Here is a 24,797-nt window from a genome sequence, read left to right as displayed (position 1 = left end):
CGATCGACCCACCCGGGCGGGCTGACGCGCCGGCCTAAACTATGTTAAGGCCGGCGCGCGGGCAGGGGGAGCTTGGCGTTGGTCTTCAATTCACTGACGTTCGTCGTCTTCTTCCTGATCGTCGTTTGCTTCCACTACGCGCCATTTTCCTGGCAGGTGAAGAAGTTCAACCTGCTGATTTTCAGCTACATCTTCTACGCCGCGTGGAATCCGCCCTTCATCCTGTTATTGTGGGCGTCGACGGTGGTCGACTGGTGGATGGCCAAGCTGATCTACCGCGAAGAGCGGCCCCGCCAACGCAAGCGGCTGCTGCTGGTCAGCCTCGCGCTCAACCTGGGCATGCTCAGCTACTTCAAATATGGGGCGTTCGCGCTGAAGAATTGGCAGGCGCTGATGGGGGCGATCGGGGTCGCCTATGTGCCGCCCGCCTGGGACATCGTGCTGCCGATCGGCATCAGCTTCTACACTTTCGTTACGCTGTCCTACACGCTCGATGTGTATCTCAAGCGCGCCAAGCCCGGCGACAGCTTCCTCGATTTCGCATTGTTCGTGACCTATTTTCCGCATCTGGTGGCCGGCCCGATCGTGCGGCCGATCGACCTGATGCCGCAGTTTGCGACTCCTCGCGTCGCCAGCCGGCCGCTGTTTCTCTGGGGCCTCGCCCTGATCGTGCTCGGCCTGTTCCAGAAGGTGGTCGTTGCCGACACGCTGCTTGCGGAAGTGGCGGAAGACGTCTTCGGTGCTCGGCAGCCGCTGCCGCCGCTCGACGCATGGGCGGGCGTGATCGCCTTTTCCGGCCAGATCTTCGCCGATTTTGCCGGCTATTCGACCTGCGCGATCGGCGTGTCGCTGTGCCTCGGTTTTTCGCTGCCGGTGAACTTCCGTTATCCCTATGCCGCGATCGGTTTTTCCGACTTCTGGCGGCGCTGGCATATTTCCCTGTCCACCTGGCTGCGCGACTATCTGTACATTCCGCTTGGCGGCAATCGCGGCAGCCGCTGGCGCACCTATCGTAATCTGATGCTGACCATGCTGCTCGGCGGGCTGTGGCACGGCGCCAATTGGACCTTCGTCGTCTGGGGCGGGCTGCACGGCCTGTATCTGTCAGGAGAGCGTTTCCTCCGCGAACGGTTCGGCTGGAAGGGCGAGCCCCGCTCCCTTGTGCCCAAGCTGCTGGTGGCGCTGCTCACCTATCTGCTGGTCTGCATCACCTGGGTGTTCTTCCGCGCGCCAGACTTCGCCGCGGCGGGCAAGCTGCTGGCGGATATGGCGGGCCTGCGGCCAAGCGCTCCGCCGATCATCGCCACCGTACCGCTGGCGCTCACCGCCATCACGATGGGGGCGATGTTCACGGCGCATTGGCTGATGCGCGATCGCGAACTGGAGGATGTGGTCGCCCGCCGGCCCGCCTGGTTGGTCGGTCTGGTCGTAGGCGTGATGGCGGCCGCGGTCATTCTTGCTCAGGGAGAGGGAAGTGCCTTCATCTACTTCCAGTTCTGACCTGTCGCGCGACGACTATTGGGTGCGTCCGATGGCGGAGCGCGTGGCGCCGCCGATCGATTGGGTGCGTGCGTTGCTCGTGGCGCTGCTCGTCATCGCCTTGGGAGTCGGCGCCTGGGAAGCCAAGATGCGCGCGGAGGGGCTGACCACCGCCGATCTGGGCGATAGCAATGTGCAATGGGCGCGCGAGCGACGGCGGGTCGATGCGGACCCGAATGCCACCGTCATTGTCGGCTCGTCGCGGCTGATGTTCGATGTGGACACCCTCTTGTGGGGCAAGCTGACCGGTCGGCAGCCTATTCAACTCGCCCGCGAAGGCACGAGTCCGCGACCGGTGCTCGCAGATCTGGCCAAGGACCCGAAGGTGCGCGGACTGGTGGTGGTCGGCTATGATCCGCTGGTGTTCTGGGGCCGGGGCGGCAGTGCCGTCAGTCTGGTCAAGGAGGCGAAGGACGAGCCATTGTTCAAGCGCCTCGGCCTGCCGATCTTCGACCGGCTCGCCGGCACCTTCGCGTTCCTCGATGGCCGCATGGACCCGCAGGGCTGGCTCGAACATCTGGACGTCCCGCAGCGCACCGCGCGGGGCGGGTTCAACCAGCCTTGGAAGCTTTCGGAAAGCGGCGCCGGTCGAAACAGTTGGATGTGGTCGCGCGTGGAGACCGATGCCGCCTATCGCAAGCGGGCCGCATCGATCTGGCTGCTCCCGCCACCGCCCTGGGCAAAGCCGCTTACAAAGGCGGAGAAGGACAAGGCGATCGCTGAGGTCGCCCGCGATGTTCGGTTGATACGTGCGCGCGGTGGCGAAGTGGTCTTCGTCCGCTCCCCGTCAGACCCGCCGCTGATCATCATCGAGGACAAGATCCACCCGCGAAGCCAAAGCTGGGAGCGGCTGCTTGCCGCCACCCGAGCGCCTGGCATCTATTGGCAGGACGATCCCGTGCTTCGTCAGATGCATACGGTCGAATTGTCGCACCTCAGCCGATCCGATCGCACGCCCTTCACGATTCGACTGGTCGAACTGCTGCGCACGATCACGCCACGCATTTCAGGTGATCGAACTAAGGTGTCCCAGTCGCGCTGAACGGCTGCGGTTCGGTCGGCGCCGCCCCGCTGTCGCACAGCTCCAGCTGCCAAATGCCCACATCGACCCAATGGCCGTCCTTCCAGCCGACGCGCCGATTGAGACCGACCGCTTCAAAGCCGAAACTCTCGTGCAACCGCACCGAGGCATGGTTCGGCAAGGCGATGATCGCGATTGCTTGGGTGAATCCCTGTGCTCGCAGCGTGGCGAGCAGGTGGCGGTAGAGCAGGCGCCCGACTCCGCGCCGGTGCGCCTCCTCGGCGACATAGACGGTCGTCTCGACAGCGAAGCGGTAGGCGGCGCGGGCACGGAACGATCCGGCATAGGCGTAGCCGAGCACCTCTGCGTCCTGCTCGGCCACCAGCCAGGGAAACAGCCCGTTCAACTTGGCCATTCTGGCCGCCATCTCGGCCGCATCCGGTGGCGCTTCCTCGAAGGAGACGCCGCGGTGCGTCACATAAGGCGCGTAGATCGCGGCGACCCGCGCCGCGTCGGCCGGCAATGCGGGGCGCACGTGCATCAGAGTGGCAGCTTCGTCAGCAGCCAGGCCAGCAGGCCGACACTCGGACGGCTTGGCGGCAGCGCCGCGCCGCATTCGAGGCAGCGTGCCTGGATCGAGCCACCACCGCTGGCGAGTCGCCGCGCATCTGCGACCGCGCTCCAGGCAAGCGCCGTCTGGCGCGTGCCGAGCAGGGCCAGCACATCGCCGCCGCTTTCGTCCTCAGGCCGGCGCCATTCGTCTGCCATCCGTTCCCACCAGCTCGGCTGCCGTTCGAGATAGACGAGCGTGGCGTCGTCCGTGTCGAGTTTGGCCCGCCGCGCCGCTTCCCGCACCGCATCGTCGAACCCGCCGAAGGCATCGACCAGGCCCAGCTGCCGCGCGCTGCCGCCGTCCCACACCCGGCCTTGCGCGATCTCGTTCACCCGCTCGGGCGACAGCCTGCGGGCGGTGGCGACCAGGCCGATGAAGCGCCGATACATGTCCTCCACCCCAGTCTGGGCGAGCCGGTCAAACTCCGGGCTGGTGCCGCCGAACAGATCGGGCTGGCCCGAAAGCGGCGTGGTGCGCACGCCGTCGCTGGTCACGCCGATCTTGGCGAGCGACGCCTCGAACGTCGGCAGCACGCCGAACACGCCGATCGATCCGGTGATGGTGGTGGGCTCGGCGAATACCCGATCGCCGGCGGTCGCTACCCAATAGCCGCCGGATGCCGCGACCGATCCCATCGAGACCACGACCGGCAATCCGGCCCGCTTCGCCTCCAGCAATGCCGAGCGGATGCGTTCCGACGCGAGCGCCGATCCGCCGGGCGAATCCACCCGCACCACCAGCGCTTTCAACTCCTGCCGCGCGAGCGCCTGGCGGATCGCCTTGGCGATCGTCTCGCCGCCGGCGGTCCCCGGCCCCGCCTCGCCGTCCTGGATCGTGCCGGCGACGGTCACCACGCCGATCTTGCCGCCGCCATATTTGACGGGATGGGCGGCGACCCAGTCGTCGAGCCGGACCGTCTTGTAGCTGCCGCGCTTGGCGTCCTCGCCGGCGATCTTCGCGACATGCTCCGTAAAGGCTTCGCGCTCGGCCAGGCGATCGACCAGACTGCGCTGCAACGCCGCTTCGGCCAGGCGCCCGCCGGCGGCAGGATCCGCGACCGCTTCCGCCAGCCGCGCCTTGGGTCGCGCGGCCTGCACGTTGCGCAGCCAGCCAGTCCACAGCGCGCCGGCCAGCGCCTCGTTGGCGCGCCTGGCCTCGGGTGACTGGTCGGCGCGAATATAGGGCTCCACCGCCGACTTGAACGCACCGACGCGATAGACATGCGCGTTCACGCCGAGCCGGTCGAGCAGCCCCTTGTAATAGAGCCGCGATCCGCCCGGTCCGGTGAACGCGACCGCGCCCATCGGGTTCAGCCACACTTCGCTCGCATGCGCGGCCAGCAGATAGCCGTCGTCGGTATAGCCGGTCGCATAGGCGAGGACCGGCTTGCCGCTGCGCTTCACCCGGTCGAGCGCCGCGCCGACCTGTTCGAGCGCGACCTGACCGCCGCCCAGGAACCGGTCCAGGTCCAGCACGACCGCCTTGATGTCGCCATCGGTCCGCGCCGCGTCGAGCGCACGCACCACGTCGCGCAGCCGATGCTCGCGCGCCGCCGCGCCGCCGCCGAGATCGAACAGTGCGCGCTCGGCCGGCTGTTCGACGATCGTGCCGTCAAGGTCGAGCAGCAGCGCGCCCGATCCCGTGTTCCGCGGGGGGCTCCAGGTCAGCGCCGCGTGCAGGGCGGCGAAGAACAGCAGCATGAAGACAAGCACCAGCCCGTCCTTGATGCCGACGAGCAGTCGCCAGAAACCGGCAAGAAGGCGCATTCAGATCATCTCCGCGAACGTCGCGGGCGAAGGTCGGCGGGCGGGCAAGGCTTTGCAAGCCCGTTCACAGGCACGCCTCCGAAACTTTCTGTTCGTTCAGCCTTGAAGCCCGTTTTCGGCCGGCATATATGGCCCGTGCTGGCACTCGCTTCGGGTGAGTGCCAACAGTCATACATACCGGAGGGACTAACGAAATGAACTTTCGTCCGCTGCACGATCGTGTGCTCGTCCGCCGCGTCGAAGCCGAAGAAAAGACGGCCGGCGGCATCATCATTCCCGACACCGCCAAGGAAAAGCCGCAGGAAGGCGAAGTCGTCGCCGCCGGCGCCGGCGCCAAGTCGGAAGACGGCAAGGTGACTCCGCTCGACGTCAAGGCCGGCGACCGCATCCTGTTCGGCAAATGGTCGGGCACCGAGGTCAAGGTCAACGGCGAAGACCTGATCATCATGAAGGAATCCGACATCCTCGGGATCGTCGGCTAACCTCCACGAACACACAGAAGGATAGGAACAATGGCAGCTAAAGACGTCCGTTTTGCGCGCGACGCTCGCGAGCGCATCCTCCGCGGCGTGGACATCCTCGCCGACGCGGTGAAGGTGACCCTGGGCCCCAAGGGCCGCAACGTCGTGATCGACAAGAGCTTCGGCGCGCCCCGCATCACCAAGGACGGCGTGACCGTCGCGAAGGAAATCGAACTCAAGGACAAGTTCGAGAATATGGGCGCGCAGATGCTGCGCGAGGTCGCGTCGAAGACCAACGACCTGGCCGGCGACGGCACCACCACCGCGACCGTGCTCGCCCAGGCGATCGTGCGTGAAGGCATGAAGTCGGTCGCGGCCGGCATGAACCCGATGGACCTGAAGCGCGGCATCGACTTGGCCGTCACCAAGGTCGTCGAGGATCTGAAGGGCCGCTCCAAGCCGGTCTCCGGTTCGCAGGAAATCGCCCAGGTCGGCATCATCTCGGCCAATGGCGACACCGAAGTCGGCCAGAAGATCGCCGAGGCGATGGAAAAGGTCGGCAAGGAAGGCGTGATCACCGTCGAAGAGGCGAAGGGTCTCGAATTCGAGCTCGACGTCGTCGAAGGCATGCAGTTCGATCGCGGCTATCTGAGCCCGTACTTCATCACCAATCCGGAAAAGATGCAGGTCGAACTCAATGACCCCTACATCCTGATCCACGAGAAGAAGCTCTCGAACCTGCAGGCGATGCTGCCGATCCTCGAAGCCGTGGTGCAGAGCGGCCGTCCGCTGCTCATCATCGCCGAGGATATCGAGGGCGAGGCTCTCGCGACGCTGGTCGTCAACAAGCTGCGCGGCGGCCTCAAGGTCGCGGCCGTCAAGGCGCCGGGCTTCGGCGATCGCCGCAAGGCGATGCTGGAAGACATCGCGATCCTGACCAAGGGCGAGATGATCTCGGAAGATCTCGGCATCAAGCTCGAGAGCGTCACGCTCGGCATGCTCGGCCAGGCCAAGCGCGTCACCATCGACAAGGACAACACCACCATCGTCGACGGTGCGGGTGAAGCCGATGCGATCAAGGGCCGCACCGAAGCGATCCGCCAGCAGATCGAAATCACCACCAGCGACTATGACCGTGAGAAGCTCCAGGAGCGTCTCGCCAAGCTCGCCGGCGGCGTGGCCGTGATCAAGGTCGGCGGCGCGTCCGAAGTCGAGGTGAAGGAGCGCAAGGACCGCGTCGACGACGCGCTGCACGCCACCCGTGCGGCCGTTGAAGAGGGCATCGTCCCCGGCGGCGGCACCGCTCTCCTCTACGCGACCAAGGCGCTCGAAGGCCTCAAGGGTCAGAATGACGACCAGACCCGCGGCATCGACATCATCCGCAAGGCGATCACCGCGCCGGTCAAGCAGATCGCGCAGAACGCCGGTGTCGATGGCGCCGTCGTGTCGGGCAACCTGCTCCGCGAAGGCGACGAGACCCAGGGCTTCAACGCTCAGACCGAGAGCTACGAGAACCTGGTCCAGGCCGGCGTGATCGACCCGACCAAGGTCGTGCGCACGGCCCTGCAGGACGCGGCGTCCGTCGCCGGCCTGCTGATCACCACGGAAGCCACGATCGCCGAGCTGCCGCAGGAAGACAAGGCTCCGGCCGGCATGCCCGGCGGCATGGGCGGCATGGGCGGCATGGACTTCTGATTTCGGGCACGGGGTAGCCTCGCGGCTACCCCGACCACGAAATCAGAACGGCCGGCAGCCCTGTGGGCTGACCGACGGCACGGGATTAACTCCCGCGCCCCGTTCCAAACCAAAAGAAGTTCCAGACCCAAAAAGAAAGGCCGGAGAGCACCCGCTCCCCGGCCTTTTCTTGATGCCCCACAACGGCACCGAACCCGCTCCCGAAACGTTCGCCCCGCGAACCCCATCAAGGAGCACCTCATGAACAACGACACACTCGAAGGCAGCACCCGCGACATCGCCGGCCGCGTCAAGGAGACCACCGGCACGCTGACCGGCAACGACCGGCTGCGCGGCGAAGGCGTCGCCGATCAGGTCGGCGGCAACACGCAAAAGGCGGTCGGCTCGCTGCGCGACGCCGTCGCCCCGATAACCAACCAGGCGAAAGAACTCTACCGCACCCGCCCGATGGCCACTCTGGCGCTCGCCGGCGTGGTCGGCATCGCGCTGCTGAACACGCTGCGGGGGCGGCGCTAGGGCATAATCGGCTTGCCCCGCGTCGTCATTGCGAGGAGCATAGCGGCGAAGCAATCCAGCTGAACTGATCCGCCGCACTGGATTGCTTCGCTGCGCTCGCAATGACGATCGGATCAGAATGATCATGCCCAAGCTCGCTTGGGCGTGATCAGCTGCGGAAAATCCTCTGCCGCGGGCATGATCCACCTGCTCCTCCCCCGCGCCATTCCAAAGCCCAAAGGAGGCCGGAGAGCTTCGCTTCCCGGCCTCTTCCGTTGCGGGCAACTCAGAAGCGCCAGCTCCAACCCCAAACACCGGCTAGGCTGAGCTTGTCGAAGCCCTCCTTTGTTCTTGGTGGCCGTTCTGCGGGTGTCTACTGCGCTGGCGAGCAGCACCTGCACCGCTACCTTGCCGAGTTGGAGTTCCGGTACAACCACCACCGCATCGCAACGGCGTGGATGATCGCCAGCGCGCCGTTCAGAGCCGCAAGGGTATCGTCGGCAAGCGCCTCACCTACGGAACAACTGACAGCTGATATGCAATGCGAGCGCAGAGCAAACGCAAGCATGCGCGCAAAAAGTCCGAATACGCAGACTAGATCGCAAAGGTGGCGCAATGCTATGTGGCGGCGGTTGACAGATCGTTGCGCCCGCGCCAAAACGAAGATCGGCCCGAGTCCTGGGTAGGATCGGGCCGATGTCGGGACGCTGGCTAGGTCGGCAAACTGCGTCAGCGTCCGTATTTTGGGAACGCCAGATCATGTCGGATCACGTCGATTCCGTCAAGTCTTACCTGCGCCTGCTGGAGGGCTGGCGGGAGACTTCTCGCGCCAAAGGCGACGACAAGATGGTCGCCACTTACGACAAGCGCATTGCGTTCATGCAGGCCGCAGTCGACGAGATCGAGCATCTGCGCCGCATTACTAAGCCCATCCCGGCTTCTTACGGCGACCTTAGCGACCTTCCGGACGAGCTGATCAAGGAGCTTACGGGCATCAAGGTGGATGACCTTGAGCAACAGGTCTTCACGATCATCAAGGCCGGGGGCGCCGAAGTCGATTTAGACTCGGTGCTGATCGAGCTTTTTCGGCGATTCAAGGTGGTTCAGACCCGCCGGTACCTACAGAACAAGTTGTGGCGCATGGCGCAGAAGGGCCTAATCTTTTCGGTGGCGGGGAAAAAGGGCGTGTACACCGCCGATCGACCGGAGGCTGATACTGCCGCTCCTAGGGCCGCTCCGAGTCCCTTTGATGATTTTGATGACGACGTGCCATTTTGAGGCTTGGAGCGCCCCGTCGTTTCCAACGGGGCGCTCTGATCGGGCCTAGCATAGTGCGGGGTGCGGCTTTCCATCCAACGCCCCGAGGGTGCAAGTCCCTCTAGGTCCACCCACTCGTTGCCGAGCCTTCGGGGTATACATGTCTCCCCAAGGCTCGGCAACCAAGGCGCAAGGACAGCGCAATGCCGGACTTAGTCGGACCGAAAGTTCTTTACCTCGGATATTGCGGGATCATCGATTCCGCAGGAGTTGCCAAGCTTGCCGGGACCTTCAATCAGGCGGTGAACGATCGCTATGATGCTGTGCATCTGACGTTTACGTCGCATGGAGGAAGCGCGTCCGAGGGCGTCTTCCTGTACTACCACATTCGCAGTCTGCCGATCCGAACGATCATCCACAACTCGGGTATGGTGGCCTCTGTCGCTACCACCATCTATGCGGCTGCCGATCATCGCACCGCCTGTCCGGACGCAATCTTCCAGATACACCCGGTTCAAGTACAAGCGAACGGAGCGCACTCTTCTGTACGCTCCACGCTGGATATGGCGTTGGCTGAGGAAGCTCGGATCGACGGAATACTAAAGGAGCGGACCGGGATTCCGGAGGAGGTTTTGAGCAACCGTCGCAGTCTCGACATCTTTTTCACCGCGGATAAGGCGCTTGAATACGGCCTGGTACACGAGATCGGAGCGTTCACGCTCCCTCCCGGCAATCAGGTCTTCCACCTCTGAGCGTGGCACGTCATGCCCGGGCGCCACAAAGATTGCCTGCGGCGACACGCTGATGGTTCGGTACATCTGCAAGCTCCCTGTGTTGAGGGTGTACGCATACTACCCCTGCCGTTGTCAAATCGTTGCGCTGGGCGGCGGCGCTTACCCTGATATAGGTGCACCATGTCGAAAACGCCCCCCACCCAGATCGACAAGTTCAAAGAAGCCGCTCGCCAGCTAGAAACCGACGACGATCCGGAGCGCTTCAGCGGGAGGCTCCAGAAGATCGTGAAGAATAAGCCGGTGGAGAAGCCGGAGTGAGCGACGGTTATGTCTGCTGCTTCTGCGGAGCGGACATAGAGAAAGAAGACGCCGCCGCCCTCCATTTGATCGCGACGAACCTGTGGAAGCGTGATCCAGCTCAAAGCGTGTACGCTCACTCGCGATGCGCGGCTGCGCAGATGGCCGCCGGGCAGCTAGAGCCTGAAGTCCTGCGGGATAGCGAGAACGGGTACTCCGTCCAGGAGATTGTCTGGGGGGAAGATGAAGGGAAGGGGGTGCAGATCCCCGGATGGGGTTGCTTAGCCATAGCGGTTGTCATCGTTGCGGCAGGTTACGCGCTTGCTCGCTTGGTGGGTTTGTAAGCTACATATACTCCCCGATTGGCATGAGGGGCTCTCTACCGAGCGACAAAGTCCTCTGTCCTACACCAAACCAAATAGGATAACTGTCATACCTTCATCAGAAGGAGACCGGTTATGTCCGACACCCCCGCTCCACACGAGCCCACCCCCACGCCCGCGCAACCCGTCGACCCCGATGCCGGTTGGATGGCGGAGTTCGGGGACGACCCGGCGGAGGCGGAGCCTTCCCGCCGTGGTAGCTTCGATCGGGCGCGCAAGAAGCTGTTCCTGAAGGCGCTCGCCCGCGGCGCGACCATGGCGGAGGCGGCGCGGGCGGCGCGGATCGGCAAGCGCACCGTCTATGAGCATGTCGAGCGGGACCGGACCTTCGCCGCCGCGTGCCGGGCGGCGACCGAAGTCGTGGCGCCGGTGATCGAGCTCGAGGCGTTCAAGCGCGGCGTCACCGGCGTCGAGGAGGATGTGATCAGCTATGGCAAGCATGTCGGCACGCGGGTCAAGCGATCGGACGCGATCCTGCAGACGCTGCTGAAAGGCTCCAACCCGGACAAATATGGCCCTCACGCCGGCTCGGTGCGCGCCAAGGCCGGCAAGCGGAAATGGCGCGAGCGGGAACGGCAGCGCATTCGCGAAGAACTGATCGCCGAGCAGGAAGCGCACGGGGAGGACCCGCAAGTGTTTCGCGACCGCATCGCGCGCCGGCTCGACCGGGTCTGCGACATCGTCACCCGCACGCTCGTCGACGAGATGGGCTGGACCCGGCACGAGGAAACGGAGCGGCTCGTGCCGCCCGGCTGGCGCCTGGTGCCGGACGAAGATTCATCAATTGCACGTGCGGAATGTGCGGATGGTGCGGAATGTGCGGGTCGCGGCGCGACGGTCGATTACACGCAGCGGCCGCGCTGGGCGGATGATGAGCTGGCGGAACTCAACCCCATCACCATGGGGCAGATGATCATGCAGCTGATGTGATGCCGGTCCCCGCATTTCCCTTTGTTGGCCTCACGCGTTAGGTGCCCGCCATGCCCCGTCTTCCCACCGTCGCGATCGTCGGCCGCCCCAATGTCGGCAAGTCCACCCTGTTCAACCGGCTGGTGGGCAAGAAGCTGGCGCTGGTCGACGACCGACCCGGCGTGACGCGCGACCGGCGGGAAGGGGAGGCGCATCTGCTCGGCCTCGATTTCCGCGTGATCGACACCGCCGGGTTCGAGGACGAGGACCCGCAGTCGCTGCCCGGCCGCATGCGTGCGCAGACCGAGGCGGCGGTGCGCGAGGCCGATGTCGCCCTGTTCCTGGTCGATGCCCGCGCCGGCGTCGTGCCGCTGGATGAAGAGATTGGCCGCTGGCTGCGCGCCGAGGACACGCCGGTCGTGCTCGCCGTCAACAAGGCGGAAGGGCGGGCGGGCGAGCAGGGGGCGCTCGAAGCGCTCAGCATGGGCTTTGGCGATCCGATCCAGATCTCCGCCGAACATGGCGAGGGCCTGGCCGACCTGTTCGAAATGCTGCTCCCCCATCTGGAGCGCGACGAAGACGAGATCGACGAGGACGATGACGAGGAGGGCGGCCCGCTCAAGCTCGCCATTGTCGGCCGGCCCAATGCGGGCAAGTCGACCCTGGTCAATCGCATCCTCGGCCAGGAGCGGATGATCACTGGGCCGGAAGCCGGCATCACCCGCGACTCGATCGCGATCGACATGGAATGGGAAGGGCGTCCCATTCGTCTCATCGACACCGCCGGCATGCGCAAGCGCGCCAACGTGCAGGACAAGCTCGAAAAGCTGTCCGTCGCCGACGCCAAGCGCGCGGTCGATTTCGCCGAAGTCGTGGTGCTGCTGCTCGACGCCACCCGCGGCCTGGAAGCGCAGGACCTCCGCATCGCCGACGCGGTGCTGCAGGAGGGCCGCGCGCTGATGATCGCGCTCAACAAATGGGATGTGGCCGAAAACGCCTCTGCGCTGTTCAACGGCGTCAAGGCGGCGCTGGAGGAGGGGCTAAGCCAGGTGAAGGGCCTGCCGGTGCTCACCGTCTCCGCCGCCACCGGCAAGGGCGTCGACACCATGCTGAAGGTGGCGTTCGAGACGCGCGAGGCCTGGTCGCGGCGCGTGCCCACCGGCGAGCTCAATCGCTGGTTCGAGACGGCGATCGAGAAGAACCCGCCGCCCGCGCCCGGCGGCAAGCGCATCAAGCCGCGCTACATCACTCAGGCCAAGACCCGGCCGCCCGGCTTCATCCTGTTCGGCACCCGCGTCGACCTGCTGCCGGAAAGCTACCGCCGCTACCTGATCAACGGCATCCGCCGCGATTTGGGCTTCGGCGCAGTCCCCGTCCGCCTCACCCTGCGCGCCCCCAAAAACCCCTTCGACCGGGACAAGACATGACCCTTGTCGCTCGTCCCGAGCGAAGTCGAGGGGCGTCAGCTCCGGGCCAGCGCCCTTCGACTACGGCCACCGGCCTCCGTTCAGGACGAGCGGTGAAGGTCACCGAACGACTGTTCCATCCTTCATCACGAAGGACACGGCCTTCAGCACCGTCACATCGGCGAGCGGATCGCCGGCCACCGCGATCAGGTCGGCGCGCTTGCCGGGCTCGATCGTGCCGATTTCCTTGGCGAGGCCGAGCAGCTCGGCGGCGTTGACGGTGGCGGCCTGGATCGCGGTGGCGGGCGTCATGCCGTGCTTCACCATCAGCTCGAACTCGTCGGCATTGCGGCCATGCTTCGACACGCCGGCATCGGTGCCGAATGCGATCCTCACGCCCGCCGGCACCGCCTTCTCCAGTGCCTTGCCGGTGATCGAAATGCGCCAGTCGATCTTCGCCCGCACTTCGGGCGGATAGGCATTGGGGTCCTTTGCGATCCGCTCCAGATAGCCGTTCACGGTGGACAGGGTGGGCACGTAATAGGCGCCCGATTTGGCGAACAGGCGGATGGTGGCGTCGTCCATCAGCGTGCCGTGCTCGATCGAATCGGCGCCGGCATTGAGCGCCAGCGCGACACCGTCGGCGCCATGGGCATGCACCGCGACCTTCTTGCCGTACATGTGCGCGGTGTCGACGATCGCCTTCGCTTCGTCGTCGAACATCTGCTTGCCCAGCCCGGCGGCGATGCGGCTGTTCACCCCGCCGGTGGTCGCGATCTTGATCACGTCGGCGCCCCGTCCGATCTGCCGCCGCACCGCCTTGCGGCATTCGTCGGCGCCGTCGCAAATCTCCTTATTCTCGAACATATGGTCGAAATCGTCGTTGAAGCCCGGCTGCGGGTCCATGTGACCGGCGGTGGTCGAGATCGACTGGGCGGCATCGACGATCGTCGGCCCGATCACCCAGCCCCGGCGAATGGCATCGCGCAGCGCCAGCGTCGCTCCCTCGTCGCCGAGGTTGCGCACCGTGGTGAATCCGGCACGGAGCGTCTTCTGCGCGTTCCAATAGGCTTCGAGCGCATGCATCTCGCGGCTCTCCGTCACGCCGGCGAGCAGCCCCTCATTGCCGGCACGGTCCGAGCTCAGATGAACATGGCTGTCGATCAGCCCGGGCAGCACATAGCGATCCTTCAGGTCGATCAGCCGGGCGCCGGCCGGTGGCGCGACATGGCCGTCGCGCACCGCCTCGATCCTCCCGTCCTGCACGATAATCGTCGACGGCCCGCGCACGGGCTTGCCCGGCACGGCGAGCAGACTGCCGGCATGGATATAGCTGCTCTCGGCGGCGGCCGGTGCGGCAATGGCAATCGCTAGGAGGAAAAGGCGCAAATCGGGATCCTTGTGTCAGTGCTACGGCAGAGTCTTATCGCGCGCATTCTGCCGACGCCAATGCTTGGCAACCACCTGTTTACCCGAAGCGCCTAACAGGGTTGTCATGACCGCCAACGCCGCTCCGCTGGTCGACTGGACCGCCTTCAACCAGGCCCGCGCCGAACTCGGTTCCGATTTCGTGCGGATTCTCGGCTATTTCCGCGAGGATGGGGTGAAGTCGCTCGATGCGATCGAGGGCGCGATGCGGGCCAAGAGCGCGGCAGCTTTGGTCCGCCCGGCGCACACGCTGAAGGGCGAGGCCCGCCAGTTCGGCGCCGAACCGCTCGGTGACCTGGCGGAGCGGATCGAGATGACGGCACGCCGCTGCGTCGAGCTGCACACCACGCCGGACGAGCTCATCCCCGAAGTGGTCAAGATCCGGCCGCTGTTCGAACAGACGCTTGAGCTGTTCGACCGCGAAACCAACCCGCTCGCCACCCGCCGTCCCGCCGCTGCTGGCTTCGGTCGGCGTGCAGTGTTCGGCCGCGCGGGCTAGCCCTCCGACGGCTTGGCCTGGAGCTGGATGAAGTTGGCCAAGCCCATCAGCTTGATCTGATCGAACAGCTTTTCGAGATAGTCGACATGCTCTTCCTCATTCTCGAGGATGCGCTTGAACAGGTCGCGGCTGACATAGTCGCGGACGCCTTCGCAATGCTGGATCGCATCGCGGAGCAGGGGGATCGCCTCCTTCTCCAGTTCGAGATCGGCTTTCAGCACTTCCTCGACGGTTTCGCCAATCCGCAAGCGCCCCAGCAGTTGGAAGTTCGGCAGACCCTCTAGGAACAGGATGCGCTCCGACAACCAGTCGGCATGCTTCATCTCGTCGATCGATTCGTGCCGTTCGAACTCGGCCAGCCGGTGCACGCCCCAATGATCGAGCAGGCGATAATGCAGCCAATATTGGTTGATCGCCGTCAGCTCGTTCTTGAGCGCGTCGTTCAGATATTCGATGACCTTGGGATCGCCCTGCATCGCCAGCCTCCGTTCACCCCAGCATAACGCCACAGTGAAGCAAATGACATGCAGAAATGGCGGAAAACTGCGCTTTTTAAGAGTTGCGAACGCTAGGCAATAGCGGCTTCGGCGGCGATAACATCACGTGCGAAGGGAATGCACTGGCCGCAGCGCGGACGGCGGCCGAGGGACTGGTAGGCGGAAAGCGGATCACGATGGCCCCGCCGCGCGGCCTCACGCACGTCCCGCTCGCGAATCGCGTTGCAGTTGCAGACGATCATGAAAGCCGTATCGCTCAATTGCGATTAACTCGCAATAGCGAGGTTAGCTGGCCAGTGCGAACTGCTCGTCGTTAAGCGCCATGCCCGGAGCGTTGAGCGCGAGCGCCAACGCCGTGCCGCAAAAGCCGCACTGCGCAGTGACGCGCCCGATCAGCCAGTTGCTATGGCCGCAGCCAGGGCAACGGTTCGTCTCACCGGGATGATAAACCACTTGATAGCCGCGCTGCACAAGGTTGAGCGGCTGAACAACATCGGTACGCATCAGCACCTCCTCTACACGACGGCGCCATTTCAATGCAGAACAACTTATCACATCGGCATTATGGCTAAAGGCCGTTAACTCAGATTGTCACTTCGTTAACCGTAATGCTGTCAAACTACATCCACCTTGCCGATAAACTCGTGATCGACAAACCCGTTCCACTCCCGAAATGCAGAAATGGGGCGCGGACGGCCGCACCCTATTTGGTAAGGATCCGGAGCGTCAGCCTTCGAGATCGGGCTCGAACCGCTCCCAGCCGTCGGTGCCGAGCCGTTCGACCGGGCGGAACCGCGCCTTGTACGCCATCCGCTTCGACCCGCGCACCCAATAGCCGAGATAAACATAGGGCAGGCCGGCAGCACGGGCGCGCAGGATATGGTCCATGATGATGAAGCTGCCGAGGCTCGGCCGGTCTTCATGATCGGCATCGTAAAAGCTGTAGATCATCGACAGCCCGTCGCACTGCGTGTCGGTCAGGCAGGCGCCGATCAGCCGGCCCGGCGCAAAGCCTTTGCGCGGCTCGCGATACTCGATGATCTGGGTGTTGACGGGCGTCTGCTCGACCATGTCGGCATAGTCCATCTCGTCCATGTTCGACATGCCGCCGCCGGGATGGCGGGCGGAGAGATAGCGGCGCAGCAGCTGGAACTGCTCGTCGGTCGACCATGGGCGGCAGGCGCTCACTTCGAGGTCGCTGTTGCGCTTCAGCACGCGCTTCTGAGTACCGCTAGGTTGCCAATCGTCGGTCAGCACCCGCATCGAGACGCAGGCCTGACAGTCGGGGCAACTCGGCCGGTAGGCGACGCTCTGGCTGCGGCGAAAGCCGATTCGGCCCAGCGCATCGTTCAGTTCGGCCGCGTGCGGTCCGCTTAATTCCGTGAACACCTTCCGCTCGAACTTGCCGGGCAGATAAGGGCAGGGGTTCGGGCTGGTGACGAAAAATCGTGGAAAGCGGAACGGTGCGCTCACGTCAGGCCCTCTCTCGCGCGGGGGCCGTTACCCCGCAGTCGTTCCCGTGAACGCACTATCCTTCACCGGCGCTTCAATGAAAAGCCGGTTTACCTTCTTTCAGGCAAGTTCGACGGTGCTGACTTCGTAATGTGCCGCGCGCAGCGCGTCCATCAGTCGCTCGAGATGGTCGCGGTCCCGCGTCTCGCACTCGATGTCGGTAATCAGTCCCTTGGCTGGCAAAGTCGTGAAGACGCGCTGGTGATAGACCTCGATGATGTTGACCTGCTGCTCGTGGAAGATGCGCGCCACGTTGAACAATGCGCCCGGCCGGTCCTGCAGCCGCACCCGCAACCGGGCCAGCCGCCCGGAGCGGGCAAGGTCGCGCAGCAGCACGTTGGCGAGCAGCCGCGTGTCGATATTGCCGCCGCACAGAACGATGCCGACTTCGCGGCCGGCAAAGCGCTCCGGATGAGCAAGCAGCGCGGCCAGGCCCGCGGCGCCAGCGCCTTCCACGACCGTTTTCTCGATCTGCAGCAGCAGGCTGACCGACCGTTCCAGGTCGCGTTCCGACACCAGCAGCACGTCGTCGGCAAGCGCCGCGACGAACTGACGGGTCAGCGCCCCGGGCTGCTTGACCGCAATGCCTTCCGCGAGCGTGTCGCCCTCGCACGGCAAGTCGACATGGCGGAGCGCGGCGTACATCGAAGGGTAAAGCTCTGCCTGGACGCCGACGAGTTGAATGCCGGGCTTCAGACCGCGCGCCGCCGTGCCCATGCCGGAGAAGAGGCCACCGCCGCCGATCGGCACGACCAAGGTGTCGATGTCCGGCGCATCGGCCAGCATCTCAAGTGCGACCGTGCCCTGGCCCGCGATGATGTGCGGATGGTCGAACGGGTGGACGAAAGTCAGGCCGCGCTCTGCCTCCAGCTGGCGCGCATGAGCATAGGCGGCATCGAATGTCTCGCCTTCCAGGATTACCGCCGCCTGGTGGCTTTCGGTCTGCGTGACCTTCACCGTCGGCGTCGGCTTCGGCATGACGATCGTGACCGGAATGCCGAGCCGGTGGCCGTGATAGGCGAGACCCTGCGCATGGTTGCCGGCCGAGGCGGCGATGACGCCCTTGGCGCGCGCCTCCGCGCTCATCTGCAGCAGCGTGTTGAGCGCGCCTCGCTCCTTATATGCGGCAGTGAACTGGTGATTTTCAAACTTGAGCCACACGCTTGCGCCGGTCAGCTGCGACAGCGTCTGGCTGTGCAGCGTCGGCGTCCGCACGATCGAGCCGCCGATCCGCGCCGCCGCCGCCTGGATGTCCGGAAGAGCGACGGGCAAGGTTTCGGGCGAAAGCGTCGATGCGGTGGCCATTCGACTGCCCTTAGCCGGCACGGTCGGCCATGTCATTCCCGCGCGCTTTCTTGGGTCATCAGCCGTCAAAAAAGAGGGCGTGTCGATTCTGTCCTATCCGACTCGGCCGCCCTTCCGGTAACTCGGAACTGCGACCCGAAGGGCTCCCGTTTTTGGGGGTTCTTTTCCTTTTGCCCGGCTGAACCAGTTTCAGCCGGGCACCTTTTTTCATGAGCGCCGAAAGGCTATGCATGCCGTCCCAGAACAAAACGGGGCGCGCCTTTCATGGATGCTGTGTCTCTGGATTATGCCGCACCGGATGCGGCGCTGACGGAATATGTCTCCGTCTTTTATAATTTCCGCGTCGACTTGCCGCGCTTCGAGGACGACGACCGTGCCGACCTCGCCCAACTTCGCTTCCAGCTCAAGGGGACCGGCCGCTATCGCTTCGCCGACGGCCATGTTCAGGACGCGCCGGAGGTGCAGGTGGTCGGCCCGACCATGGGCGTGACTCATATCGCGGTCGACGGCCCCGCCGAAGTGTTCGGCGCTGGGCTGCTGCCTGCCGGATGGGGGGCGATGATCGCGATCGATGCTTCGTCGCTGACCAACCGCGTCGTCGACGGGACCGAGTTGTTCGGGCGCGATGTGGTCATGGTGCTGGAACGGCTTCGGGCCGCCGAAACGCTGGAGGAGCGGGTCGCCATGGGCAATGCGTTGGTGCGGGATCTCGTCGCGCGAGGCCATGAGCAATCGCGCTGGTTCACGCGGACCGTCGACGGCTGGCTCCAGGCGAGCCTCAGCCCCGAAGTCGATGATCTGGTCGCCGCCACGCGGCTCTCACGGCGGCAGGTGGAGCGGCTTTGCAAGCGTCTCTACGGCTGCCCGCCGAAGCTGCTGTCGCGGAAATACCGTGCGCTCAGGGCGGCGGTGGTGCTGGCGAAAGGCGAGGCAAGCACCGCCGAGCTGCTCACCCAGGGTTTCTATGATCAGTCGCACTGCATTCGGGAGATCAAGCGCTTCACCGGCGTCACGCCGACGCGCATCCAGGGCGATCTGAACGAACTGACGCGCCTGACTATGAAGCGGACGGAACTGGCCGGGCAGGTCGCGCCGCTGGTGGCAGAGGCCTAGCCGAGGATCAGGCCCGCCAGCGCCGCGCTCATCAGATTGGCAAGACTGCCGGCGACGAGCGCGCGCAGGCCGAGGCGTGCGATCACCGGGCGCTGATTGGGCGCGAGGTTGCCCGTCACCGCCATCTGGATGGCGATGGAGCTGAAATTGGCGAAGCCGCAGAGCGCGAATGTGACGACTGCGACGGTCTGCGGCGAAAGCGCATTCTGTATCTTGCCGAGTTCGATGAAGGCGACGAACTCGTTCAGCACCATCTTCGTGCCGAACAGGCCGCCGGCGACACCGGCCTCGTCCCACGGCACGTTCAGCATGAACATGATCGGGCGGAAGATATAGCCCAGCAGCAGCTGGAAGGAGAGGTCGGGCCGACCGAACCAGCCGCCCACCCCCGCCAACAACCCGTTGGCGAGCGCCACCAGCGCGACGAACGCCAGCACCATCGCGCCGACGGCAACCGCCAGCTTGACGCCAGTCTGTGCGCCCTGAGCGGCGGCCATGATGATGTTGGCGGGGCGTTCTTCATCGTCAGTGGCGGGGACCGGATGCGGCCCTGCCTCGGGCAGCAACGCAGCCGGCCCCTCGGCGCTGACGCGGGCGTGCGGCAGGGCGATATCGTCCGGCTCGGGCGTGATCTTGTCGTCCGGCATGATGATCTTGGCCATCAGCACGCCGCCCGGCGCGGACATGAAGCTGGCGGCGAGCAGATAGGGAAGCAGCTGCGCGCCGATCATCGAAGCGTAGGCGCCGAGGATCGTGCCGGCGACGCCGGCCATGCCCACCGTCATCAGGCAGAAGAGCTGCGGCGGGGTCAGGTTTGCCAGATAGGGGCGCACGACCAGCGGGCTTTCCGACTGGCCGACAAAGATGTTCGCAGCCGAGCCGAGGCTCTCGACCCGCGTGATGCCGGTCACCAGCCGGATCGCGCCGCCCACCCAGCGGACGATCTGCTGCATGACGCCGAGATAATAGAGGATGGAAATCAGCGAGGCGAAGAAGATGATCACCGGCAGGGCGGCAATGGCGAAGCTGTTCGCGCCCATTTCCGGCGAGGCGAGCGGCCCGAAGATGAAGTCCGTCCCGGCCTTGGCATAGCCGAGAAGGTTCGACACGCCGCGCGACATCGCTTCTATCACGCTGCGGCCCCAGCTCGTCCCCAGCACCAGCAGCGCGAAGCCCGCCTGCAGGGCGAAGGCCGGACCGACCACCCGCAACCGAATGGCGCGCCGATTGGTCGACAGCAGCAGCGCGACGGCCAGAATCAGCAGGATTCCGGCAATCCCAATCAGATAGCGATTCAACGAGAAGCTCCCCTCACGGCGGCTCCGGGTGGCACAGCCGCGCCGCCGTCGCCAGCGGAATCTTGGGGCTGTTGCAGCGCTGCCACACCCCTCCCATATCTCCGGCCATGAGCGGGAATGAACACGGGCTCGTGCAGTGGCACGGCACCACCATCCTGTCGGTCCGCAAGAACGGCAAGGTCGTCATCGTTGGCGACGGCCAGGTCTCGATGGGCCAGACGGTCATGAAACCCAATGCACGCAAGGTCAGGAAGCTCGGCGACGGCAGTGTCATCGGCGGCTTTGCCGGCGCGACGGCCGACGCCTTCACCCTTTTCGAGCGGCTGGAACGCAAGCTGGAGCAGCATCACGGCCAGCTGCTGCGCGCAGCCGTGGAACTCGCCAAGGACTGGCGGACCGACAAATATCTGCGCAACCTCGAAGCGCTGATGATCGTCGCCGACAAGGATGTGTCGCTGATCCTGACCGGGAATGGCGACGTGCTGGAGCCGCTGAACGGCATCGCTGCGATCGGCTCCGGCGGCAACTACGCGCTGGCCGCCGCCCGCGCGCTTGCGGAATACGAACCGGATGCGGAGACGCTCGCCCGCAAGGCCATGGCCGTGGCGGCGGACATCTGCGTCTACACCAACGACCAGCTCACCATCGAGAGCTTGGACTCAGCCTCTTAACAGCCCCGTTCGTGTCGAGCGAAGTCGAGACACGGCCGGTCACCTCACAAGCGTCTCTCGACTGCGCTCGAGACGAACGGATGATATGATGCAAGACAACCTTACCCCCAAAGCCATCGTCGCCGCGCTGGACGCGCACATCATCGGCCAGGCCGAAGCCAAGCGCGCCGTCGCCGTCGCGCTGCGCAACCGCTGGCGGCGGCAGAAGCTGCCGGCGGAGCTGCGCGACGAAGTCACGCCCAAGAATATCCTGATGATTGGGCCGACCGGTTGCGGAAAGACCGAGATCAGCCGGCGCCTGGCCAAGCTCGCCGACGCCCCGTTCGTGAAGGTCGAGGCGACGAAGTTCACCGAGGTGGGCTATGTCGGCCGTGACGTCGAGCAGATCGCCCGGGACCTGGTCGAGGAAGCGATTCGGCTGGAGAAGGAACGTCGGCGGCAGGCTGTGATCGACAAGGCGGAAGCCGCCGCGATGGAACGGCTGCTTGACGCGTTGACCGGCAAGGGCTCTTCCGAAGCGACCCGCGCCGCCTTCCGCCAGCGTTTCGACGAAGGCGTGCTCGACGACAAGGAGGTCGAGGTTGAGCTGGCCAACCAGCCGAACATGCCGTTCGAAATTCCGGGCATGGGCGGGCAGGTGGGCATGATCAACCTGTCCGACATGATGTCGAAGGCGATGGGCGGCGGCCAGCTGAAGAAGCGCAAGCTCGGCGTTCGCGCGGCCTGGGACAAGCTGGTCGAGGAAGAGGCCGACAAGCGCCTCGATCAGGACGAGGTCAGCCGCCAGGCGCTCGCCGACGCGGAGGCAAACGGCATCGTGTTCCTCGACGAGATCGACAAGATCGCGGTCTCCGACGTGCGCGGCGGCTCGGTTAGTCGCGAGGGCGTGCAACGCGACCTGCTACCCCTGATCGAAGGCACCACCGTCGCCACCAAATACGGCCCGATGAAGACGGACCATATCCTGTTCATCGCCTCGGGAGCCTTCCATGTCGCGAAGCCGAGCGACCTGTTGCCGGAGCTGCAAGGCCGACTGCCGATCCGCGTCGAGCTGAAGGCGCTGACCGAAGCGGATTTCGTCCGCATCCTGACCGACACCAAGGCCTCATTGACCGGCCAGTACAAGGCACTGCTGGGCACCGAAGGCGTGACCATCGACTTTACCGAAGACGGGATCGCCGCGGTGGCCCGGATTGCCGCGGAAGTGAACGGGCAGGTGGAGAATATCGGCGCGCGACGGCTGCAGACGGTGATGGAGAAGCTGCTCGAGCAGGTCAGCTTCGACGCCGAGGACCGCGCGGGCGAAACGCTGACGATCGACCGCGCCTATGTCGACGCGCAACTCAGCAGCATCGCGCGCGACACGGATCTTTCCAAGTACGTGCTCTGAGGCTCGCGGCAGGATCAACTTTCGTCATCCCCGCGCAAGCGGGGACCCAGCCCTTCTTTCGGTGACTCCTGGGTTCCCGCGTTCGCGGGAATGACGAGGAAGATGGTCTGGAATTACCGCGGATAGATCGTCCGCGTGCCGTCAGGATTGCGGCGCGAATCCAGTTCGGTCTCGCGCATCCGGGCATCTTCACGGCGGCGAAGGTCGAGATTGTCGATACTCGACTCGTGGCGCAGGTCGGCGCGGGTGTCGCGGACATCGGCGTCGGTCCGGTATGCGGTCGCCGGGCGATCGCGTTCCAGTTCGACGGTCCGCGCCTTCAGCGCCTCGATCTGCGCGTCGCGGTTCTTGATCGCCGCGGCATGATCTTCGCGCTCACGGGCGAGCTCGCGCTTCCACCGCGCGCCACCCGAACGCGACATCAGGCCCAGCAGCCACCCCAGGGCAAGCGTCAGCCCCAGGATCATCCAGGTTTCGGTGGTGAACTCCACGGCGTCTCTCCCACTGTTCCGGTGGAACAACGAAGGAGACGACGGGGCCGTTCCTTATTTGAAGTTGTCCGCGATCGAGCAGGCTGCCGGTCCGAGGATGACGATGAACAGCACCGGCAGGATGAAGCAGATCAGCGGCACGGTCATGATCGCCGGCAGCCGCGCCGCCTTTTCTTCCGCGCGCATCATCCGCTCGTTGCGGAACTCGGCCGACAGCACCCGCAACGCCGAGGCGAGCGGCGTGCCGTATTTTTCAGTCTGGATCATCGTCGTGACCACGCCGCGTACGGCGTCGAGGTCAACGCGCGTCGCGAGATTCTCAAACGCCTGGCGCCGCTCGGTCAGGAAGCCCAGCTCGATCGAGGTCAGCATGAACTCGTCGCCGAGCTCGGGATAGCCCTTGCCCAGCTCGCGCGCGACGCGGCCGAAGGCGGCGTCCACGGTCAGTCCGGCTTCGGCGCAGATGACGAGCAGGTCGAGCGCGTCGGGCAGGCCCTTGCGGATCGCGTCGCTGCGCTTGGCGATCTTGTTCTTCAGGAAGATGTCGGGCGCCTTGTAGCTGCCGATCAACGCGCCGGCAGTGACCGCGAACTTCTTGAAGGGGCCCCAATCGGGCCAGAAATCGAGCCCGTAGATCATCAGCACGGCGCCGAGGCCGAATACGATCGGCAGCATCATCCGACCGAAGATCACGGCAATCGCCGCATCCTTGGAGCGGATGCCCGCCTGCATCAGCTTGATTTGCGCGGCCTTGAGCTGTTCGTCCTGCAGCACCTTCAACGACGACAGCAGGGAGCGCATCCGATCGGTGGTCTCGCTGCGCGCATTCAGCTTGGCGCGACGCTTGGAACTGGAGGCGGTGATGCCCGCCTTTAGCTGTTCGCGGCGATCGACCAGCGCCTTGACCCGACGCGCCATGGGGTCGCGCACGGTCATGACGGCATAAAGCGCGACCAGCACCATGAAGGTCGCGACGCCGCTGAGCAGCGTTGCCACCCAGAGGACGTCGATGCCGAGGAGAGTGGGGCCGGTCGCTTCCATATCAGATCTCGAAGTTGACCATCTTGGCCATGATGAAGGCGCCGATGCTCATCCAGATGAGCCCGCCCAGGCCGGCGATCATCAGCCGCTCGTCCTTCACGAAGTTCATCATATAGGGCTGGTTGATCATCCAGATCAGGCCGAACACGATGAACGGCAGCGCGCCGACGATGTAAGCTGACGCCTTCGATTCCGACGACATCGCCTTGATCTTGAGCTTCATCTGCGCGCGCTTGCGCAGCACGTCGGCCAGATTGCCGAGCGTCTCCGCCAGGTTGCCGCCGGTCTCCTTCTGGATCGCAAGCGTGATGCAGAAGAACTGGAATTCGGGCGTACCGAGGCGATCGGCGGTTTCCTGAAGCGCCACCTCCATCGTACGGCCGATCTTCATCTTGTCGGTGACGAGGCGGAATTCCTCACCCACCGGGCCTGGAACTTCAGTCGAGACGACGCCCAGAGTTTCGGTGATCGGCAGGCCGGCGCGCAGGCCGCGGACGAGCAGCTCGATCGCATCGGGGAAGCGGGTGGTGAAATTCTTGATCCGCTTCTTGATCATCATGCCGACATACATGTGCGGCCCGCCCACACCGATGACGGCGCCGCCGAACAGGGCGAGCAGGACGGGCGCACCGCGGCTCAGCAGAAAGCCGCCGACGACGAGAGTCAGGACGACATTGACCAGCGCATATTTGCCGACGGACCAGTCCTTGCCCGTCATAGCCAGCCGCTTCTTCATCAGCGCCGGGTTGGGCAGGAAGCGGCCCGCCAGCGTGTCCATGCGCGTGTCCTGCGCCGTGGTGATCCGCCGCATCTTCTCTTCGGCCGACAGGGCCATGGCGCCGCCATGACGCTCGCGCAGGCCTTCGAGCCGCCGCTTCTGCGCCTTGCCTTGAGAAGGGCCGGAAAAGGCGGCGACGATCATCAGCAGGGCGAAGAGTGCCCCCAGAAACGGGAAGATGAACTGGATCATCGCGCC

General features: G+C 64.9%; 27 protein-coding genes and 1 pseudogene. 16 read left to right on the top strand and 12 right to left on the bottom strand.

What is annotated here, in order from left to right:
* Positions 1 to 78 precede the first annotated feature (78 nt).
* Together HJG53_RS07985 and HJG53_RS07980 are read left to right on the top strand one after the other, a co-directional pair.
* Positions 79 to 1,500 (top strand): MBOAT family protein, encoded by a 1,422-nt coding sequence (locus HJG53_RS07985; RefSeq protein WP_171129265.1) that lies wholly within the window; start codon positions 79 to 81, stop codon positions 1,498 to 1,500.
* Positions 1,475 to 2,581: a hypothetical protein gene (locus HJG53_RS07980; RefSeq protein ID WP_171129263.1), complete on the top strand. Its 1,107-nt coding sequence runs from the start codon at positions 1,475 to 1,477 to the stop codon at positions 2,579 to 2,581. Before HJG53_RS07985 ends, HJG53_RS07980 begins: the two co-directional genes overlap by 26 nt.
* Here HJG53_RS07980 and HJG53_RS07975 read toward each other — a convergent pair.
* Positions 2,559 to 3,101 (bottom strand): arsinothricin resistance N-acetyltransferase ArsN1 family B, encoded by a 543-nt coding sequence (locus HJG53_RS07975; RefSeq protein WP_254447598.1) that lies wholly within the window; start codon positions 3,099 to 3,101, stop codon positions 2,559 to 2,561. The genes HJG53_RS07980 and HJG53_RS07975 overlap by 23 nt on opposite strands.
* On the bottom strand, positions 3,101 to 4,939 hold the full coding sequence (gene sppA / locus HJG53_RS07970) for a signal peptide peptidase SppA (protein WP_171129259.1): 1,839 nt from the start codon (positions 4,937 to 4,939) through the stop codon (positions 3,101 to 3,103). Before sppA ends, HJG53_RS07975 begins: the two co-directional genes overlap by 1 nt.
* A gap of 194 nt (positions 4,940 to 5,133) precedes the next feature.
* Here sppA and groES point away from each other — a divergent pair, with 194 nt between their 5' ends.
* The 10 genes and pseudogenes from groES (at position 5,134) to der (ending at position 12,597) form a co-directional block, all read left to right on the top strand.
* Positions 5,134 to 5,421, top strand: coding sequence for a co-chaperone GroES (gene groES / locus HJG53_RS07965; protein ID WP_046348322.1), 288 nt, complete (start codon positions 5,134 to 5,136; stop codon positions 5,419 to 5,421).
* A 30-nt stretch (positions 5,422 to 5,451) separates the two neighbouring features.
* Positions 5,452 to 7,095 (top strand): chaperonin GroEL, encoded by a 1,644-nt coding sequence (gene groL / locus HJG53_RS07960; RefSeq protein WP_171129258.1) that lies wholly within the window; start codon positions 5,452 to 5,454, stop codon positions 7,093 to 7,095.
* A gap of 240 nt (positions 7,096 to 7,335) precedes the next feature.
* The gene (locus HJG53_RS07955; protein WP_171129256.1) at positions 7,336 to 7,611 is read left to right on the top strand and encodes a CsbD family protein; all 276 of its coding nucleotides are present in this window, start codon (positions 7,336 to 7,338) and stop codon (positions 7,609 to 7,611) included.
* 353 nt (positions 7,612 to 7,964) lie between these two features.
* Positions 7,965 to 8,125 (top strand): annotated as a pseudogene (locus tag HJG53_RS18680) (IS1595 family transposase); the annotation flags it as partial.
* A 224-nt stretch (positions 8,126 to 8,349) separates the two neighbouring features.
* A complete protein-coding gene (locus tag HJG53_RS07950) occupies positions 8,350 to 8,868 on the top strand; it encodes a hypothetical protein (RefSeq protein ID WP_171129254.1) in 519 nt (172 codons plus the stop codon).
* Between the two features lie 182 nt (positions 8,869 to 9,050).
* A complete protein-coding gene (locus HJG53_RS07945) occupies positions 9,051 to 9,599 on the top strand; it encodes an ATP-dependent Clp protease proteolytic subunit (RefSeq protein WP_171129252.1) in 549 nt (182 codons plus the stop codon).
* A 162-nt stretch (positions 9,600 to 9,761) separates the two neighbouring features.
* Positions 9,762 to 9,899, top strand: a complete 138-nt coding sequence (locus HJG53_RS07940; protein WP_171129250.1) for a hypothetical protein — start codon at positions 9,762 to 9,764, stop codon at positions 9,897 to 9,899.
* Positions 9,896 to 10,222: a hypothetical protein gene (locus HJG53_RS18275; RefSeq protein ID WP_174842748.1), complete on the top strand. Its 327-nt coding sequence runs from the start codon at positions 9,896 to 9,898 to the stop codon at positions 10,220 to 10,222. The genes HJG53_RS07940 and HJG53_RS18275 overlap by 4 nt, the downstream gene beginning before the upstream one ends.
* Positions 10,223 to 10,336: 114 nt before the next feature.
* Positions 10,337 to 11,191, top strand: a complete 855-nt coding sequence (locus HJG53_RS07930; protein ID WP_171129248.1) for a hypothetical protein — start codon at positions 10,337 to 10,339, stop codon at positions 11,189 to 11,191.
* Between the two features lie 50 nt (positions 11,192 to 11,241).
* Positions 11,242 to 12,597: a ribosome biogenesis GTPase Der gene (gene der, locus HJG53_RS07925; protein ID WP_171129246.1), complete on the top strand. Its 1,356-nt coding sequence runs from the start codon at positions 11,242 to 11,244 to the stop codon at positions 12,595 to 12,597.
* Between the two features lie 99 nt (positions 12,598 to 12,696).
* On the opposite strand, the gene HJG53_RS07920 is transcribed toward der, so the two are convergent.
* A complete protein-coding gene (locus tag HJG53_RS07920; protein WP_171129244.1) occupies positions 12,697 to 13,965 on the bottom strand; it encodes an amidohydrolase family protein in 1,269 nt (422 codons plus the stop codon).
* 106 nt (positions 13,966 to 14,071) lie between these two features.
* Here HJG53_RS07920 and HJG53_RS07915 point away from each other — a divergent pair, with 106 nt between their 5' ends.
* Positions 14,072 to 14,503 carry an Hpt domain-containing protein gene (locus tag HJG53_RS07915; RefSeq protein ID WP_171129242.1) on the top strand — a complete coding sequence of 144 codons (432 nt, stop codon included), beginning with the start codon at positions 14,072 to 14,074 and terminating at the stop codon, positions 14,501 to 14,503.
* Here HJG53_RS07915 and bfr read toward each other — a convergent pair.
* From bfr to HJG53_RS07890, 5 genes are all read right to left on the bottom strand, one after another.
* On the bottom strand, positions 14,500 to 14,979 hold the full coding sequence (bfr, locus tag HJG53_RS07910) for a bacterioferritin (RefSeq protein ID WP_171129240.1): 480 nt from the start codon (positions 14,977 to 14,979) through the stop codon (positions 14,500 to 14,502). The genes HJG53_RS07915 and bfr overlap by 4 nt on opposite strands.
* A gap of 92 nt (positions 14,980 to 15,071) precedes the next feature.
* Complete coding sequence (locus tag HJG53_RS07905) at positions 15,072 to 15,242, bottom strand: bacterioferritin-associated ferredoxin (RefSeq protein ID WP_171129707.1); 171 nt, start codon at positions 15,240 to 15,242, stop codon at positions 15,072 to 15,074.
* Positions 15,243 to 15,285: 43 nt separating this feature from the next.
* Positions 15,286 to 15,504 (bottom strand): hypothetical protein, encoded by a 219-nt coding sequence (locus tag HJG53_RS07900; RefSeq protein ID WP_171129238.1) that lies wholly within the window; start codon positions 15,502 to 15,504, stop codon positions 15,286 to 15,288.
* Between the two features lie 222 nt (positions 15,505 to 15,726).
* Entirely contained in the window at positions 15,727 to 16,473 is a 747-nt protein-coding gene (locus HJG53_RS07895; protein ID WP_171129236.1) for an arginyltransferase, read from the bottom strand.
* 99 nt (positions 16,474 to 16,572) lie between these two features.
* The gene (locus tag HJG53_RS07890; protein WP_171129235.1) at positions 16,573 to 17,817 is read right to left on the bottom strand and encodes a threonine ammonia-lyase; all 1,245 of its coding nucleotides are present in this window, start codon (positions 17,815 to 17,817) and stop codon (positions 16,573 to 16,575) included.
* A 264-nt stretch (positions 17,818 to 18,081) separates the two neighbouring features.
* On the opposite strand from HJG53_RS07890, the gene HJG53_RS07885 reads away from it, so the two are divergent.
* Complete coding sequence (locus HJG53_RS07885; RefSeq protein ID WP_171129233.1) at positions 18,082 to 18,930, top strand: helix-turn-helix domain-containing protein; 849 nt, start codon at positions 18,082 to 18,084, stop codon at positions 18,928 to 18,930.
* Here HJG53_RS07885 and HJG53_RS07880 read toward each other — a convergent pair.
* The gene (locus HJG53_RS07880; protein WP_171129231.1) at positions 18,927 to 20,228 is read right to left on the bottom strand and encodes a NupC/NupG family nucleoside CNT transporter; all 1,302 of its coding nucleotides are present in this window, start codon (positions 20,226 to 20,228) and stop codon (positions 18,927 to 18,929) included. The genes HJG53_RS07885 and HJG53_RS07880 overlap by 4 nt on opposite strands.
* 107 nt (positions 20,229 to 20,335) lie before the next feature.
* On the opposite strand from HJG53_RS07880, the gene hslV reads away from it, so the two are divergent.
* On the top strand, positions 20,336 to 20,899 hold the full coding sequence (hslV, locus tag HJG53_RS07875) for an ATP-dependent protease subunit HslV (RefSeq protein WP_171129229.1): 564 nt from the start codon (positions 20,336 to 20,338) through the stop codon (positions 20,897 to 20,899).
* Positions 20,900 to 20,987: 88 nt separating this feature from the next.
* Entirely contained in the window at positions 20,988 to 22,289 is a 1,302-nt protein-coding gene (gene hslU, locus HJG53_RS07870) for an ATP-dependent protease ATPase subunit HslU (protein ID WP_171129227.1), read from the top strand.
* 113 nt (positions 22,290 to 22,402) lie between these two features.
* Here the strand turns inward: hslU and HJG53_RS07865 are convergent, their stop codons facing one another.
* The 3 genes from HJG53_RS07865 to HJG53_RS07855 are packed head-to-tail and all read right to left on the bottom strand — an operon-like array spanning position 22,403 to position 24,791.
* Complete coding sequence (locus HJG53_RS07865; protein ID WP_171129225.1) at positions 22,403 to 22,780, bottom strand: hypothetical protein; 378 nt, start codon at positions 22,778 to 22,780, stop codon at positions 22,403 to 22,405.
* Between the two features lie 54 nt (positions 22,781 to 22,834).
* Positions 22,835 to 23,821, bottom strand: a complete 987-nt coding sequence (locus HJG53_RS07860) for a type II secretion system F family protein (protein WP_171129223.1) — start codon at positions 23,819 to 23,821, stop codon at positions 22,835 to 22,837.
* 1 nt (position 23,822) lies between these two features.
* Positions 23,823 to 24,791 carry a type II secretion system F family protein gene (locus HJG53_RS07855; RefSeq protein WP_171129220.1) on the bottom strand — a complete coding sequence of 323 codons (969 nt, stop codon included), beginning with the start codon at positions 24,789 to 24,791 and terminating at the stop codon, positions 23,823 to 23,825.
* Positions 24,792 to 24,797: the final 6 nt, after the last annotated feature.

Source organism: Sphingomonas sp. ID1715, from assembly GCF_013044515.1.
Lineage (GTDB): Bacteria > Pseudomonadota > Alphaproteobacteria > Sphingomonadales > Sphingomonadaceae > Sphingomonas_B.
Note: the sequence above shows the minus strand (reverse complement) of the source record. Positions and strands in the feature narration are given on the sequence as shown.